Origin of the sequence: Hylemonella gracilis str. Niagara R, from assembly GCF_000600295.1 — a bacterium.
GTDB lineage: Bacteria > Pseudomonadota > Gammaproteobacteria > Burkholderiales > Burkholderiaceae_C > Hylemonella > Hylemonella gracilis_A.
Genome location: NZ_JEMG01000001.1, coordinates 1,570,342 through 1,585,054, shown reverse-complemented (window position 1 = coordinate 1,585,054; position 14,713 = coordinate 1,570,342). Strand labels below are relative to the sequence as shown.

General features: G+C 64.3%; 16 protein-coding genes and 1 tRNA gene. 5 read left to right on the top strand and 12 right to left on the bottom strand.

Annotated features, from left to right (window positions below):
• Window positions 1-5: 5 nt before the first annotated feature.
• The 12 genes from AZ34_RS18665 to cysS form a co-directional block, all read right to left on the bottom strand.
• Window positions 6-110, bottom strand: coding sequence for a type I restriction-modification system subunit M N-terminal domain-containing protein (locus tag AZ34_RS18665; protein ID WP_231495482.1), 105 nt, complete (start codon window positions 108-110; stop codon window positions 6-8).
• Window positions 107-775: a hypothetical protein gene (locus tag AZ34_RS07345; protein WP_051509602.1), complete on the bottom strand. Its 669-nt coding sequence runs from the start codon at window positions 773-775 to the stop codon at window positions 107-109. The genes AZ34_RS18665 and AZ34_RS07345 overlap by 4 nt, the downstream gene beginning before the upstream one ends.
• 13 nt (window positions 776-788) lie before the next feature.
• Window positions 789-1,472: a hypothetical protein gene (locus tag AZ34_RS07340; protein WP_035606538.1), complete on the bottom strand. Its 684-nt coding sequence runs from the start codon at window positions 1,470-1,472 to the stop codon at window positions 789-791.
• Window positions 1,473-1,582: 110 nt separating this feature from the next.
• Complete coding sequence (locus tag AZ34_RS07335) at window positions 1,583-2,446, bottom strand: GIY-YIG nuclease family protein (RefSeq protein ID WP_035606536.1); 864 nt, start codon at window positions 2,444-2,446, stop codon at window positions 1,583-1,585.
• Window positions 2,443-3,459: a hypothetical protein gene (locus AZ34_RS07330; protein ID WP_155831742.1), complete on the bottom strand. Its 1,017-nt coding sequence runs from the start codon at window positions 3,457-3,459 to the stop codon at window positions 2,443-2,445. Before AZ34_RS07330 ends, AZ34_RS07335 begins: the two co-directional genes overlap by 4 nt.
• Window positions 3,460-3,461: 2 nt before the next feature.
• Entirely contained in the window at window positions 3,462-3,803 is a 342-nt protein-coding gene (locus AZ34_RS07325; protein ID WP_035606531.1) for a hypothetical protein, read from the bottom strand.
• Between the two features lie 85 nt (window positions 3,804-3,888).
• Window positions 3,889-3,982 (bottom strand) — tRNA-Ser (locus tag AZ34_RS07320).
• Between the two features lie 72 nt (window positions 3,983-4,054).
• Window positions 4,055-5,323, bottom strand: a complete 1,269-nt coding sequence (locus tag AZ34_RS07315) for an aspartate kinase (protein ID WP_035606528.1) — start codon at window positions 5,321-5,323, stop codon at window positions 4,055-4,057.
• A gap of 118 nt (window positions 5,324-5,441) precedes the next feature.
• Complete coding sequence (tilS, locus tag AZ34_RS07310) at window positions 5,442-6,485, bottom strand: tRNA lysidine(34) synthetase TilS (protein WP_051509600.1); 1,044 nt, start codon at window positions 6,483-6,485, stop codon at window positions 5,442-5,444.
• A complete protein-coding gene (locus AZ34_RS07305) occupies window positions 6,451-7,425 on the bottom strand; it encodes an acetyl-CoA carboxylase carboxyltransferase subunit alpha (RefSeq protein ID WP_035606525.1) in 975 nt (324 codons plus the stop codon). Before AZ34_RS07305 ends, tilS begins: the two co-directional genes overlap by 35 nt.
• 131 nt (window positions 7,426-7,556) lie before the next feature.
• A complete protein-coding gene (locus AZ34_RS07300) occupies window positions 7,557-8,288 on the bottom strand; it encodes a DNA-3-methyladenine glycosylase family protein (RefSeq protein WP_231495481.1) in 732 nt (243 codons plus the stop codon).
• Window positions 8,285-9,694: a cysteine--tRNA ligase gene (gene cysS / locus AZ34_RS07295; protein ID WP_035606522.1), complete on the bottom strand. Its 1,410-nt coding sequence runs from the start codon at window positions 9,692-9,694 to the stop codon at window positions 8,285-8,287. The genes AZ34_RS07300 and cysS overlap by 4 nt, the downstream gene beginning before the upstream one ends.
• Before the next feature lie 179 nt (window positions 9,695-9,873).
• Here cysS and AZ34_RS07290 point away from each other — a divergent pair, with 179 nt between their 5' ends.
• The 5 genes from AZ34_RS07290 to AZ34_RS07270 all read left to right on the top strand — a co-directional run bounded on the left by AZ34_RS07290 (window position 9,874) and on the right by AZ34_RS07270 (window position 14,712).
• Complete coding sequence (locus AZ34_RS07290) at window positions 9,874-10,473, top strand: tetratricopeptide repeat protein (RefSeq protein ID WP_035606519.1); 600 nt, start codon at window positions 9,874-9,876, stop codon at window positions 10,471-10,473.
• Window positions 10,474-10,506: 33 nt separating this feature from the next.
• A complete protein-coding gene (locus AZ34_RS07285) occupies window positions 10,507-11,781 on the top strand; it encodes a tetratricopeptide repeat protein (protein ID WP_081767121.1) in 1,275 nt (424 codons plus the stop codon).
• A gap of 31 nt (window positions 11,782-11,812) precedes the next feature.
• Window positions 11,813-13,144 (top strand): L,D-transpeptidase family protein, encoded by a 1,332-nt coding sequence (locus tag AZ34_RS07280; protein ID WP_035606516.1) that lies wholly within the window; start codon window positions 11,813-11,815, stop codon window positions 13,142-13,144.
• Between the two features lie 146 nt (window positions 13,145-13,290).
• Entirely contained in the window at window positions 13,291-13,797 is a 507-nt protein-coding gene (locus AZ34_RS07275) for a peptidylprolyl isomerase (protein ID WP_035611132.1), read from the top strand.
• A 6-nt stretch (window positions 13,798-13,803) separates the two neighbouring features.
• Window positions 13,804-14,712 carry a UDP-2,3-diacylglucosamine diphosphatase gene (locus tag AZ34_RS07270; protein ID WP_035606513.1) on the top strand — a complete coding sequence of 303 codons (909 nt, stop codon included), beginning with the start codon at window positions 13,804-13,806 and terminating at the stop codon, window positions 14,710-14,712.
• Window position 14,713: the final 1 nt, after the last annotated feature.

Below are 14,713 nucleotides of genomic sequence, written 5' to 3'. Positions count from 1 at the left end.
AGCAGTTAGGTCAGCTGCTCCACATAGTCGCCATAGCTCATGCCGTCGTCGCGCAGCACGTTGCAGTAGTTCCAGAGTTTCTGGACCAGGGTATTGGTCGTGGCGTTCATAGTGTTCTCAGTTTGGCGAATTGTTGCAGTCGTGCGCGCACCAGCGGCTCGCGGTTGGGCTGACTCAAGAGACCGCCCAGTGCGTTGCCGAAATCCGGGTGGTCAAAAAGTCTGAGGACACATGCCGCCACATGATTGCGAACATCCTCAGCTGAAGCAGATAGCTCCGCGACCAGCTCCGCTCTTCCTTCCACCACGGTGAGTATGTCTTCCAGATCGTGGCTGGCATACACGTCATTGTTGCCGCGGTCGTTAAAGGCTTCAAACTTGGTTGCCAAGAAGTAGGGAGCTGCGAGGTGCCGCAGCTTCATTCCCGGCGCAAGCTCGGCTTGTACAGCGGCGTCGAACCCTGGGCGGTACCAGCGGTTGGCGAAGCCCAGCACCTTTTCATCCAACGGCACCAGGTCCAGCTGCATGCGGTTCCAGTACCAGCGAAATAGCGGCGTGTTGTCTGCCATCGTTTGTTTGAAGCCGCGCTGCATCAACTCTGCTGCCAAGGCGTGGTAGCCCACCAGTGTCGCAACCTCCACGATGGCGTCTACATCTTCCGTGGCTCGCACATTGAGTAGCGCAGGGTCATTGATCAACAAACCCGTGGCACAGCCCCCCACAAAAACCACCCGGTCACACAGCGGCCCCAAGGCCTGTGCCATGCCCATCAACATGGCAAGGTTCGGATTAGCCATACATGGGGCCCTTTACCTTTTTTGGTGCCGCTGGATCGATGAGCGCCTGCAGTCGCTCCAGCGCCATGCCGCGCTCGCGGGCACGGCCTACGCGAATGGCATCAAACAAGGCCAGCATTTCGTAGAGCCTCGCGTCCTGCATGGCGGCAAAGGGCACGCTGGGGTGCAGCGGCTCTACCCCAACGCCCCGCACAGTGCCATTGGGGTGCGGCCATACGTAGTCTTCAGAGCCCGGCGCGAATACACCCGCAAAGGCTGGCGCACTGTGGCTGGTAGGCACCCCTATGGTCGATGGCGTCTTGTCTGCGGCAAAGGCGTACCTGGCACCGTGCAGCGCAAACTCCGCCAACTGCTTTGAATGGGGGCGCACCGGGTTGTCCGCCGTGGCGAGTTGACCCTGCGCAACCTGGCTGCTTGTCGCCGCGACACGCGAGCGCTTTTGCCGGGCAACGCGGTAAATGGCTGTTGGCTCCTGCACGGCGAGAGCGGCCTGCGCCGAGTCCAATGCCTGGTAGTTTTGCGCCAGCAGCCCCGCCTGCAAGCCCCTCTTGACGCAGGCGTGCGCCTCAGACGCGCTCAGGCCCAATTCCTGCGCCAGCCGCGCATACGTCCAGCGCTGATCACCCCAGGCAACGAGCTTGAGGGCCACCAGGAAGTCTTGAGGTTTGAGCTGCATTTACATTCAATATTCGCGATTTGCGAATATTGAATGTAAATCAAATCCAGCCGGCACGCAAGCACGCGGGGCGAGATCGGCTCATTTCCGCAACTCGGCCAGGGGCACTGTCATTGGCTGGCCTCCGCCTCCTGCAGCTCCTTCAGCGTCCGCCCTTGGGCGTCTTTCCATTCGATGCGGCCATTGGCACTGCGCCCCAAGACCACCGCTGCCGCAGTACTGGGGGAACTGAAGGGATAGTCTTGCGTGAAGCGGTAGCCTGCAACGTCCTGCGCCAAGACGCCGTTGGCGATCAGCTCCTGCCGCAAGTCATACATGCCGCGCACATGCTGCTGCATGGACGGCACTGCCTCAGGCACCGCCTGCGAGCCCGCCTTGACCACAAAGCCCTGACTGGCTTCGTAGCCCGTGGCCGCTACCCCCTTGCCCTTGCATGTCAGCACAGGTGCCATAGGCGCCTGCACCTTGGTCGCCTGCTCAAACGCATGTACACCCAGCACCGGCAGCATGCCCAGCATGTTGTCCAGGAAGACCTGCATGTCAGCCCGGTCCGCCTCGCTCAAGCTCGGCTCCATCGGCTGGTTGGCGTTATCGAGTGGCAGGCGCTTGGCGGCTTTGGCCAAGCGGATCAGGTTGGACTCCAGAAACTGAGCATGCGCCTTGTTCAACTGCCCCGGCGTCGCGACAAAGCAGACGGCACGGGTCCAGAAGTCCTTCTGCGCGTAATGGCTCTCCAGGCGCGGACGAATGGGGTCGCCTTCGCCCACGTAAAGCATGTCACCTTCGCCATCTTCGCGTGGCCCGAGCAACAAGTACACGCCGGTCTGGCTCAGCTCGGGCCGTAGCTTGACTTGCGGTAGCAAGGCACGCGGGAACATGAGTGCCTTGCCAACCCAGTTGGAGCGCTCAACCAAGCGCAGGCCATCGGGGTCACCGTCGGCGACGAAGATGCGTAGGGAGAAAGGGACAATCAAGCGGATTCCTCACCGGAGGCAGGCGAGTCGGGTAACTGCAATGGCAACTGCTCCTCGGGCCGTTGTTGCACTGTCTGCGGCGTCCTCACTTCATGCACCTTCGTGACTACGTAGCCTGCAACCTCGACGTCACCGATGTCATCTTCGCGTTGGTGTATCTCGAAATCACAAATCAACGTCGTGCCGTTTTGAAACTGAACTTTCTGGCTTGCGACCTCACTTCGAAACGCTTGATCTCGCAACTCAAAACTAACAACCTTTTTATCGAATATTCCTCTCCACTTGATTGCCCCCGAGCGAAGGACCGGCGACACGATTTCCAATGAAATTCTTTCGTGTATCAGCGGTTCCAGATCCGACTTGGCAATCACATATGAGGAAAAATTTCCTCTTGGAACTCGCAGTTCCATAACTTTTTTTCCATGGGAAGGGGAAAAGCCAACGGCCTCAATCCTTGCGTCAACGAGAAGCGCTTCGTAATAATTGGACCTTCGCCGAGCGACTCTCTTCCTTGTCAGTAGCGCTTGGGCGATTTCATCTGCCGTGGGAGGAAACTCAAGCTCAAGCACTTTGCTCTTGTTTTCCACGCCCTTCTCTTTTTCGGTCGACCGCCCAGCTGCCGCATCCTCCTTTTCTTTGATTTCCAGCTTGATCTTTTGAAGATTCAGCTCGTTGAGCGCAGTTTGTTGCTTGGATTGCTTAATTTTTTCGATGTAGAAGGGTGCGCCAAGCAAGGGACTCAGTAAAGCCATTACCGCTGCGATCTGCTCTGTGTTCTGAAAAATCAGGTTTAGATACTCTTCGAGACCACCTTCCCCGTAAGCGCGAGTCTCCACTTGAATCGGCAACCCGAGCACAACACTCACTTCCTTTAGCAACGCGAGTAACTCGCCTTCGGCCCGATTTCTGACCATGGCATCCATTCGGTGCATGCCGCCATGCAGGTGGTAGTGAACCTTGAACTCTCCTGACTCACTAGCACTGGCGCTACTGTTGTTGGGGTCTATCGTCACATTCACTCCCTGTCGCAATAAGAAGTTCGCAACTTTGAGGCTCGAGATATCGCCACGGAGCTGAAGCCGGACATCGAGACGAATAGCACCGATTGCAGCTCAACGCCCGTCAGCGTTACCGCCTCCTTCTTCTTGGCCTCGATCACGCCGCAGGCCTTACCGTTCACATACAGCAGGTAGTCCGCGTAGCCATAACCGGCATTGAGGGGGAATTCGCGGATGGCGACGCCCTTGACCTGCCCAGGATCGGCATGGATGTCGGCATCCGCCAGGTTGCAGACCAACCAGCCCGCTTGCGCGAGCAGTTCGTCGATGCGTAGCCTGGCTTTCTGTTCTGGCGTCATGCGGTGTCCCTGGGCGGGCATTCTAGAGGGGCATGAAACCAGACCTCGGAAAAAACGAAGCCCCGCACAGGGCGGGGCTTGTTCTTGGCGGAGACGGAGGGATTCGAACCCTCGATGCAAGTTTTAGCTCACATACTCCCTTAGCAGGGGAGCACCTTCGGCCTCTCGGTCACGTCTCCAAAGGATGCGCGGGATTATCGCATGAATCACCGCGCCGTCCGGCTAAAAAACAGGACGGCGCGGGGGCCGTTTCAGGCGGCGGGCTGGTCCAGGTCGAAGGCCTTGTGCAAGGCGCGCACGGCCAGTTCCATGTACTTCTCGTCGATCACGACGGAGGTCTTGATTTCGCTGGTGGAGATCATCTGGATGTTGATGCCTTCCTCGCTGAGCGAGCGGAACATCTTGCTGGCGATGCCCACGTGGCTGCGCATGCCGATGCCGACGATGCTGACCTTGCAGATCTTGGTGTCGCCCTGCACTTCGGCGGCGCCCAGCGTCGGCAGCACTTTGTCCTTGAGCAGGTCGATGGCCTTGGCGTAGTCGTTGCGGTTGACGGTGAAGCTGAAGTCCGTCTTGCCGTCCTTGGCGATGTTCTGGATGATGACGTCCACTTCGATGTTGGCGTCGGCCACGGCGCCCAGGATCTGGTAGGCGATGCCCGGTTTGTCGGGCACGCCCAGGATGGAGATCTTGGCCTCGTCGCGGTTGAACGCGATGCCGGAAACAACGGCTTGTTCCATGTGTTCGTCTTCCTCGAAAGTGATCAACGTGCCGGACTTGGCTTCTTCGTTGAGGTCGATGTCCCAGGGGGTGAAGCTGGAGAGCACGCGCAGCGGTACCTTGTACTTGCCCGCGAACTCGACCGAGCGGATTTGCAGCACCTTGGAGCCCATGGAGGCCATCTCGAGCATTTCCTCGAAGCTCACGGTGTGCAGACGACGCGCCTCGGGCACGATGCGCGGGTCGGTGGTGTAGACGCCGTCCACGTCGGTGTAGATCAGGCACTCTGCGGCCTTGAGCGCGGCGGCCACGGCCACGGCCGAGGTATCGCTGCCGCCCCGGCCCAGCGTGGTGACGTGGCCCAGGCCGTCAATGCCCTGGAAGCCGGTGATGATGACCACCTTGCCGGCGGCCAGATCGGCGCGCACGCGCTGGTCGTCGATGCTTTCGATGCGGGCCTTGGTGTAGGCGCTGTCGGTCTTGATCGGCACCTGCCAGCCGGCGTAGCTCACGGCCTGCAGCCCCTCGGCCTGCAGCGCGATGGCCAGCAGGGCGGAAGACGCCTGTTCGCCGGTGGCGGCCAGCATGTCGAGTTCACGACCGTAGGCGTCATTGGTCTTGGCGGGCGCCAGTTCCTTGGCCAGGCCGAGCAGGCGGTTGGTCTCGCCGCTCATGGCGCTGGGCACCACCACCATTTGATGACCGGCGCGCGCCCACTTGGCCACACGCTTGGCGACGTTGCGGATGCGCTCGGTCGAGCCCATGGACGTGCCGCCGTATTTGTGAACGATCAGTGCCATTGAAAAAGAATGGGCCGCCGCGAAACGCAACAGCCCGTGTTCGTCAAGAAGTGTTGAGAGGGGTGTCCGGCCTGCCCTGGCGCCGCGCATGCACAAAGGCACGGGGCACACGAAGAGGTCAAGCCGGGCGATTGTACCAAGCCAGAATCTCGCCCCGACGCTCCACCCGGCCCGCGCCCACCTTGAGCTGGATGTGGTGGCCGCGCGTGGCGCAGGCGGCAATCTGGTCCAGCAGTTCCTCCAGTTGGGCTGCGCTCGCGTTGGCAGAGCCGCTCCGCGGGTCGTCCGCCACATGCGCCTGCCGCAACCAGTGGCGCAGCAAATTGGCCTGCCGGTCGCGGCTCAGGGCGCGCAGCGCGGCAATGCGTGGGCCTTGCTCGGGAGCAGAACCAACCCCGGTGGTCTTCATGTCCTGCGCGGCCAGTTGCTCCAACAGTCGCTGGGCTTGCGCCGCATGCGCGGCGCTGCGCGCGAAGGTGGCACGGAACTGGGGAAACACCTCGCCCAGCACGGGCAACAGGCGGGCGCGGATGCGGTTGCGGGTGTAGCGTTCGTCGGCGTTGCTGGGGTCTTCGACCCAGCCCTCGCCCGCCTTCAGACCGCACGCGTGCAACCAGGCGCGCAGTTCGGCGCCGGGCACCTCCAGCAGAGGACGGTGCCAACGCAGTCCACCACGCTCCCAGGCTTCGGGCATGGAAGCCAGCCCCGGCAGGCCAGCGCCGCGTGACAGCGCGAGCAGCAAGGTCTCCACCTGGTCGTCGGCATGCTGGGCCAGGGCGACATCGCGCACCCCGGCTGTCAGGGCCGCTTCGCGCAAGGCCGCGTAACGCGCGCCGCGCGCGGCGTCTTCAGGGCTCTGGCCGGATGCGTGGCGCGCGTCCACGCGCAGCACATGCAGGGGGATGTTCAGTTCTGTGCAAGTGCTGCGTGCCTGCGCATCGAACCCATCGGCCGCCGCTTGCAAGCCGTGGTGCACGTGGAGGGCCTGCACCTGGCCCGGCCAGCGTTCGGCGCAAGCGAGCAGCAAGGCCGTGGAATCGGCGCCGCCACTGAAAGCCACGGCCAGGGGCAGGCCCGGCTGGAAACGCGCGATGGCCCGCGTGAAAGCAGGCGCCGCGCCGGGAGGATTACTTGGCGCTCTTGGTGTCGGTGTAGCGGCCATAGCTCTGCAGGCGCTCGTAACGGCGGTCCAGCAGTTCCTTGACCTTGAGGTCGGCCACCTGACGGTAGGACTCAACCAGCGCGCGCTTCAGGAAAGCCGCCATCTGCTTGGGGTCGCGGTGCGCGCCGCCCACCGGCTCATTCACGATCTTGTCGACCAGACCCAGGGCCTTGAGGCGGTGCGCGGTGATGCCCAGGGCCTCGGCTGCTTCCTCGGCGCGCTCGGCCGTCTTCCAAAGGATGGAGGCACAGCCTTCGGGGCTGATGACGGAGTAAACCGAGTACTGCAGCATCAACACCTGGTCAGCCACCGAGATGGCCAGCGCGCCGCCAGAGCCACCCTCGCCGATGATGGTGGTGATGATGGGCACTTCGAGCTGCGCCATCTCGAAGATGTTGCGACCGATGGCCTCGGACTGGCCACGCTCCTCGGCATCGATGCCAGGGTAGGCGCCGGGCGTGTCGACGAAGGTGAAGACCGGCAGGCCGAATTTCTCGGCCGTTTTCATCAGACGCAGGGCCTTGCGGTAGCCCTCGGGCTTGCTCATGCCGAAGTTGCGCAGGCCACGCTCCTTGGTATCACGGCCCTTCTGCTGGCCGAGCACCATGCAGGGCGTGCCGTTGAAGCGGGCCAGACCACCGACGATGGAGAGGTCGTCCGCGAAATGGCGGTCACCGTGCATCTCGACGAAGTCGGTGAAGATCTCGTTCACGTAGTCCAGCGTGTAGGGACGCTCGGGATGGCGGGCGATCTTGGTGACCTGCCAGGCGTTGAGGTCGCTGTAGACGTCTTTGGTCAGCTGCAAGCTCTTCTTGCCCAGTTGCTCGATTTCCGCGCTGATGTCCACGGCGGACTCGGTCTGCACGTAGCGCAGCTCTTCGATCTTGGCTTCGAGTTCGGCGATCGGTTGCTCGAAGTCGAGGAATGTTTTCTTGGCCATCTGTGACCTCCAATAAGAACGGACGCGTCAGCCACAGCCACCGGGACAGGCCGCACGCGCTTTCGTTTCGATTTCCGGTTCGGGTTGTTGTTCAAATCATCGACCCACCAGGGCATGGTGACGGCGGTCCGTCAGTAGGCCACGGGCAGGGGGTCGAGAGAGCGCCAAATATACCAAGTCGCCACGCTGCAGAACGGGGCCCAGGCTGCGGCCACCTCCCGGGCGTCGCTGCGGCTGACCGCCTCGCCGGAGAAATAGTTACGACTGATACCGTTGAGCAATCCGATATCGTCCAACGGCAGCACGTTCGGTCGCATCAGGTGAAAAATCAGGAACATTTCCGCCGTCCAGCGGCCGATGCCCCGGATGCCCACCAGCTCGGCAATGATGGCTTCGTCGTCCATTGCCTTCCAGTCCGCGACACGGATGGCGCCGCTGTCGAAATGCAGCGCCAAGTCCACCAGGTACTCCACCTTGCGGGCTGACAGACCGGCAGCGCGCATGTCGTCCACCTTCAGCTTGAGCACATTGCCCGGCGTCATGCGCCGGGGCAGCGCCGCGAAGCGTTCCCACACGGACTGTGCGGCCTTGACCGAAATCTGCTGACCCACGATGCTGCGTGCCAGCGTGACGAAGGCGTCGCCGCGTGTCTCCAGACAAGCGCCACCATGCTGGGGGATGATGCGCTTCATCACCCGGTCCTTCTTCATCAGGTGCTTGCAGGCCTCGTCCCAATAGACCGGCGTGGCGATTTGCACCGCTTCGGAACCCGTGGTAGCCGCCACCGAGGACGCGAAGGCCGAGGCGGATTTATTGTGGGTATCCGGCTCGTCGATCTGCTTGGCCTTGGGCGCGGCGCTCATGCCGCCACCTCCCAAGTCGTTCCGGTGGGTGAATCTTTGAGCACGATGCCTTGGGCCAGAAGTTCCTGCCGGATGCGATCGGCCTCGGCGTAGTTCTTCGCGGCCTTGGCGGCGGCGCGCTGTGCGATCAAGGTTTCGATGGCGCCGCCATCCAGCGCGGTGCGGGCGCCAGACTGCAGAAAGGCGGCCGGGTCCTCCTGCAGCAGCCCCAGGCAACCGCCGAGCGCCTTCAACAACGCCGCGAGGCGGGCCGAGCCTGTCTTATTGACCTCGCTGGCCAGGTCGAACAGCACGGCGACCGCTTCGGGCGTGCCGAAGTCCTCGTCCATCGCGGCCTTGAAGCGGGCCGCATGGCCCTCCGTCCAGTCCACCGTCTGCGGTGCCATGGGCGCGGGTGGCGTGGCTTGCAAGGCGGTGTACAGCCGCTTCAAGGCGCTGCGGGCGTCATCCAGGTGCGCGTCGCTGTAGTTCAGCGGGCTGCGGTAATGCGCGCGCAGGATGAAGAAGCGCACCGTTTGGGCGTCGTACTTCTCCAGGACTTCGCGGATGGTGAAGAAGTTGCCCAGGCTCTTGGACATCTTTTCGTTGTCCACGCGCACGAAACCGTTGTGCATCCAGTAGCGCGCCATGGCCTGGCCTTGCTGGGGCGTGCCGATCTTGGCGCCTTCGCTCTGGGCGATTTCGTTTTCGTGGTGGGGAAACTGTAGATCCGCCCCACCGCCGTGGATGTCGAAACTCTCGCCCAGCAGGGCGCAGCTCATGGCCGAGCATTCGATGTGCCAGCCGGGGCGACCCAGGCCGTAGGGACTCTGCCACTGGGCTTCGGCGGGCTCGTCCGCCTTGGCGGACTTCCAAAGCACGAAGTCCAGCGGATCCTGCTTGCCGTCGGCCACGGCCACGCGCTCACCCGCGCGCAGTTCGTCCAGCGACTTGCCCGACAGCTTGCCGTAACCCGGGAACTTGCGCACGGCGTAATTCACATCGCCATTCGGCGAGGGGTAGGCCAGGCCCTGGCGCTCCAGCTGGCCGATCAGGCCCAGCATTTGGGGCACGTAGTCCATGGCGCGCGGCTCATGGGTGGGCCGCTCGATGCCCAGGGCGTCCGCGTCCTGATGCAGGGCCGCGATCATGCGATCGGTCAGACTGCGGATGGTTTCGCCGTTCTTGAGCGCGCGCTGGATGATCTTGTCGTCGATGTCGGTGATGTTGCGCACATAGGTGACGCGCCAGCCGCTGGCCTGGAGCCAGCGCTGCACCACGTCGAACGCCACCATGGCGCGCGCATGCCCCAGATGGCAAAAGTCATAGACCGTCATGCCGCACACATACATGCGGACATGGCCAGGTTCCAGCGAGGCAAAAGGCTCCAGCGCACGCGACAGCGTGTTGTAGATGCGGAGAGTCATGGGCGCAATCAAAAAAACCGGCGCTGCGCTTCACATAGAGACTGCGTGAAGCTGTGCCGGCTCAATCGGGGGGAGTGGGGAAGCGCAGCGCGGATGCGCGGCACTACAATGGCCGGCAGTATAAAGCCCCGGCACGGCGGCGCAGCGCATGATTTTCCAGGCCCGAGCCGCGAATCGCGATGGCACCGTCCAGCCCCCTTGCCTACTTCGTGCCCAACCTCGTGTTTTCCCTGTCCTCCGTGCTGCATTCCGCCGTTCACGCCTCGCGCCCCCCCCTGATCGGCCTGCTCATGGGCCTGTGCATCGGCCTGACGCTGGCGCTCGCTCCGGCCCCGGCGCGCGCCGATGCCTACGACGAAGTCAACCAAAAGCTGCGCGCCGGACGCCATGCCGAGGCCCAGGTTCAAGCCGAGCGCTATCTGCAGGGCAAGCCCCGCGACCCGCAGATGCGCTACCTGCTGGGCCTGGTGCAGCGCGCCAGCGGCAAGCCGGACGCGGCGATGGAAACTTTCACCCGGCTCATCACCGAATACCCTGAACTGCCGGAACCGCACAACGCCCTGGCCTCGCTGTACGCCGCGCGCGGTGACTACGAACAGGCCCGGCTTTCCCTGGAACGTGCCATCCGCGCCCGTCCCGATTACGCGACCGCGCTCGAGAACCTGGGTGATCTGCAACTGCGCCTGGCCGAGCAAGCCTATTGCCAAGCACTGAAGAGCAACGCGCGCAACGATGCACTGCGGGCCCGCGTTCAGGCCCTCGGCTTGCAGTGCCCGTAAAAACAACCACGAACAACGATCCGTCGCATTGCCATGCCTACACACCGCCGTATCACCTGCGCCATTCCGTCCGCGCCCTCACACTGGAGCGGGCGCTTGCTGGTCACGCTGGTCCTGGCCTGTGGCCTAGGCTGGTCCGCAGTCCAGGCACAGGGCACCGGGGCGGACATCCCCGCCCTTATCACCGCCGGGCAATGGGCGCAGGCACGCAGCGCGGTGGACCAGCAGCTGCAATCTCGCCCCAAAGATGCTCAGCTGCTGCTGTACAAAGGCGTGATCCAGCGCGAGAGCGGTCAGCTGCGTGAAGCCCAGGCCACCTTCACGCAATTGACCATCGACCACCCCAAGATGCCGGAAGCCTGGAACAACCTGGCTGCGATTCACGCGGCGCAGGGTCAATTCGAACAGGCCCGCGTGGCACTGGAAAAAGCCCTGCACACCCACCCCAGCTACGCCACGGCCTACGGCAACCTGGGCGCGGTCTACGCCCGCTTGGCGAGCCAAGCGTATAGCCGCGCCCTACTGATCGACGCCGAGGGCGCCGTGCCCAATGCCAAGCCCAGTCCGCAACAACAGGCCGCCAACGACGCGCTGAAGCTGTCGCTGCAGCAGCCCATGCAATTGGCCTTGCTGCGTGAAGTCCGCGAACTGCCAGCCGCGCCGCTGCCGGCCCCCGCGCCTACCCCCGCGCCGCCGGTGATGGTCGCGGCCTCACCGTCCACACCGCCCGCGCCATCCGGCCCGCCTGTTTCTTCCGCCGCCACCGCGCCCCAGGCAGCTGCAGCGGCCCCCACACCCGTGACGCCCCTGCCCCCCGCGGTGGCGGCAACACCTGCGCCCGTTACCGCCTCGCCCACGCCGGCCCCGACACCAGCAGCGCCGCCCGCCGCTGCGGTCGCCCCCCCCGCCCCGCCACAAACCGCCGCCTCCGTCCCGGCGACGCCCAACGCGAACGCCAGCGCCAGTGCGAGCGAAGAGGATGCCGTTGGCCAGGCCGTGCGCGCCTGGGCGCAGGCCTGGTCGGACCGCGACATGGGCCGTTACCTCGCCGCCTACGCGGCTGACTTTGACACCGGCGGACAAAGCCGGTCGGCCTGGGAACAAGGTCGACGCGCGCGCATCGTGGGCAAAAAGCAGATCACCGTGGACATCCAGAATCTGCGCATCACGGTGTCCGGTTCACGCGCGGTCGCCCGATTTCTGCAAGACTACAAGGCCGACACACTGGCCGTCGTCAACGGCAAGACCCTGGAGCTGACCCGCACGGCCGACCGCTGGTTGATCGTCCGGGAAAGCGCAGGCAATTGAACGGCCGGCCCACCCGCGTGCAAGGAACATCATGAAGCGTGCCGTCCCTACACTGCCCCGCTCACTGTCCCGCGTATGGCCCCAGATCGCACTGATGCTGCTGGCCGCCTTGGGGCTCTCCATGCCGCAGCAGGCGCGCTCACAAGCTGGGGCGGTCCAGACCGTGGCCTCGATTGCCCCGGCATTGGTGCTGGCCTCCGCCGGTTCGCAGCTTTCACCCGAAGCGCGGCTGGTCGAGATCTACCGCCTCGTGGGCACGGGACGGCTGGGCGAGGCCCGCGAAGCCGCACGCCTGCTCGCCCAGGACCATCCGAACTTCCAACTGGCCCAGCTGGTCTATGGCGATCTGCTCCTGGCCCAGGCCCAGGCGCTGAACGGCTTGGGCAACGCCCCCGAGCTGCTGATGAGCACGGGCGTGGGCGCGCAGGCCCTGGCCGAGCTGCGCCATGAATCCGACATGCGCCTGGCCGCGCTGCGCGAGCGTCCGCCCGCGGGCGCCATTCCCACGCAGTTCCTGGCGCTGGCGCCGAACGTGCGACATGCGATCGCGGTCGATGCCTCGCGCGCGCGGCTCTACCTGTTCGAGAACCAGGCCTTGCCGAACGAGGGCGCCCGGCTGCGCCTGATCGCCGACTATTACGTTTCGGTCGGCAAGTACGGCATCGAAAAGACCGTGGAAGGCGACGCGCGCACGCCCCTGGGGGTGTACTTCACGCTACACCGCTTGAACAAGCGCGCCTTGCCCAACTTCTACGGCGCCGGCGCCCTGCCCATCAACTACCCCAACATCCTGGACCGACGACGCGGCAAAACCGGCAGTGGCATCTGGCTGCATGGCACGCCGCCCAACCAGTTCTCGCGCGCACCCTTGGCCACCAACGGCTGCGTGGTGCTGTCCGACCCCGACCTGGAGCATGTGCTGCGTACGGTGGCTCCGAGCACCACGCCGGTGGTCATCGCCTCGCGCCTGGAGTGGGCGCAGCCGCCGCAGCTGCAAGCCGAGCGTCAATCATTCGAGGCGGTGCTGACCGCCTGGCGCCAGGCCAAGACCAGCGGCGACCTGCAGCAGATGCTGCGCTTCTACGCCGAGGACTTCACCGGTTTTCGCGGCCGCACGCTGCGCGAATGGGAACTGGTGCTGCGCGTCGAACTCGCGCGCGACGCTGGCCGCGCGATCGCGCTGCAAAATCTCTCCTACCTGCGCTGGACGGACGAGGATGACACCATGATCGTCACCTTCGAAGAAACCGCCGCCCCCGGCCAGGATGCACGCCCCGGAGCGCCCAAGGCTCAGCTCAAGCGCCAGTACTGGAGCCGCCAGGGCGAGGAATGGAAGATCATTTTTGAAGGAAGCCTTGGATGAACCCGCGTCGCCCCGTCTTGCGCCAACTCCTCACCTGGACCTGCGCCCTCACCCTCGGCGCCGGCCTCGCCTCGCAGGCGGTCTGGGCACAGACCCCGTCCGTCAAGCCCGCCAGCCCTGTCAACAAAACCAAAGGAAAGACCTCCATGAGCCACCCTCAAGTCGAACTCACCATCACCGGCTACGGCGTCATCAAGCTGGAACTTGACGCCGAAAAAGCCCCCAAGTCCGTCGAGAACTTCCTGGACTACGTCAAGAGCGGTCACTACAACGGTACCGTCTTCCACCGCGTCATTCCCGGCTTCATGATCCAGGGCGGCGGCTTCGCGCCGGGCATGAACCAAAAACCCACCGAGCCGCCCATTGAAAACGAAGCCAGCAACGGCTTGAAGAACGACAAGTACACCATTGCCATGGCGCGCACGAACGACCCGCATTCGGCCACGGCGCAGTTCTTCATCAACGTCGCCAGCAACGAATTCCTCAACCACAAGGCCCCCTCGGGCCAGGGCTGGGGTTACGCGGTCTTCGGCAAGGTGATCGCCGGCCAGGACGTGGTGGACAAGATCGCGGGCGTCAAGACCGGCACGCGCGGCTTCCATGGCGACGTACCCAAGGAAGACGTGGTGATCGAAAAAGCCACCGCCCTGTGATCTGACGTGAACATCCCCGCGCCTTCGCTCGCCGAGGTCACAGCGCCGGCGCAGTGGCGAGTCGTTGATTTCATCTCCGACCTGCACCTGCAGGCCAGCGAACCCCGGACGGTTCAGGCCTGGAAACACTACCTGGCGCACACGCAGGCCGACGCCATCTTCCTGCTGGGTGATGTGTTCGAGGTCTGGGTCGGCGACGATGCGCTGGACGAACCGGCGGGTGACTCCGCCGCCGAGGAAGCGGCGTTCGAGCGCGACTGCATCGCCGCCCTGCAAGCAAGCGCCAAGCAAGGGCGGGCCTTGTACTTTCTGCATGGCAACCGGGACTTCCTCTTGGGTGCGCAAGCCGCGCAGCGCGCGGGCATGAGCCTGCTGGCCGATCCGTCCGTGCTGGTCTTCGGTCAGGCACATGGGCTCCCGACTCGCTGGCTGCTCAGCCACGGCGACGCTCTCTGCCTGGACGACCGCGACTACCAGGCCCTGCGCGCTCAGTTGCGGGCCCCCGAATGGCAGCAGCGCTTTCTGGCCCAGCCCCTGGCCCAGCGTCGCGCCTTCGCACGTGGCCTGCGCGCGCAAAGCGAGGCACGCAAGCAGGCCAGCGCGACCCAGGGGGGCCACGCCAGCGAGACCTATGCCGACGCTGACCCGGCGCTCACCCTGGCTTGGCTACGGACTGCACGGGCAGGCACGCTGATCCACGGGCACACGCACCAGCCTGCCGACCACCGGGTCGAGGGCGAACCGGGCGACGACACGCAAGGGCCGCTCACGCGCATCGTGCTCAGCGACTGGCATCTGGACGGTGCGAACGAGCGCGCCGAAGTCCTGCGCCTGAGCCTGGCCCAGGGGGAGACTGAACCGCGGGTGCAACGACTGCCGCTTGCCGAGGCCCTGGCCACGACGCACGCACGCTGAG

What these genes read in the sequence shown, in the direction of transcription:
- AZ34_RS18665 (WP_231495482.1), bottom strand. Translation starts at nt 110, where the DNA reads ATGAACGCCACGACCAATACCCTGGTCCAGAAACTCTGGAACTACTGC.
- AZ34_RS07345 (WP_051509602.1), bottom strand. Translation starts at nt 775, where the DNA reads ATGTTGATGGGCATGGCACAGGCCTTGGGGCCGCTGTGTGACCGGGTG.
- AZ34_RS07340 (WP_035606538.1), bottom strand. Translation starts at nt 1,472, where the DNA reads ATGCAGCTCAAACCTCAAGACTTCCTGGTGGCCCTCAAGCTCGTTGCC.
- AZ34_RS07325 (WP_035606531.1), bottom strand. Translation starts at nt 3,803, where the DNA reads ATGACGCCAGAACAGAAAGCCAGGCTACGCATCGACGAACTGCTCGCG.
- AZ34_RS07315 (WP_035606528.1), bottom strand. Translation starts at nt 5,323, where the DNA reads ATGGCACTGATCGTTCACAAATACGGCGGCACGTCCATGGGCTCGACC.
- tilS (WP_051509600.1), bottom strand. Translation starts at nt 6,485, where the DNA reads ATGGCCGCTACACCGACACCAAGAGCGCCAAGTAATCCTCCCGGCGCG.
- AZ34_RS07305 (WP_035606525.1), bottom strand. Translation starts at nt 7,425, where the DNA reads ATGGCCAAGAAAACATTCCTCGACTTCGAGCAACCGATCGCCGAACTC.
- AZ34_RS07300 (WP_231495481.1), bottom strand. Translation starts at nt 8,288, where the DNA reads ATGAGCGCCGCGCCCAAGGCCAAGCAGATCGACGAGCCGGATACCCAC.
- cysS (WP_035606522.1), bottom strand. Translation starts at nt 9,694, where the DNA reads ATGACTCTCCGCATCTACAACACGCTGTCGCGTGCGCTGGAGCCTTTT.
- AZ34_RS07290 (WP_035606519.1), top strand. Translation starts at nt 9,874, where the DNA reads ATGGCACCGTCCAGCCCCCTTGCCTACTTCGTGCCCAACCTCGTGTTT.
- AZ34_RS07285 (WP_081767121.1), top strand. Translation starts at nt 10,507, where the DNA reads ATGCCTACACACCGCCGTATCACCTGCGCCATTCCGTCCGCGCCCTCA.
- AZ34_RS07280 (WP_035606516.1), top strand. Translation starts at nt 11,813, where the DNA reads ATGAAGCGTGCCGTCCCTACACTGCCCCGCTCACTGTCCCGCGTATGG.
- AZ34_RS07275 (WP_035611132.1), top strand. Translation starts at nt 13,291, where the DNA reads ATGAGCCACCCTCAAGTCGAACTCACCATCACCGGCTACGGCGTCATC.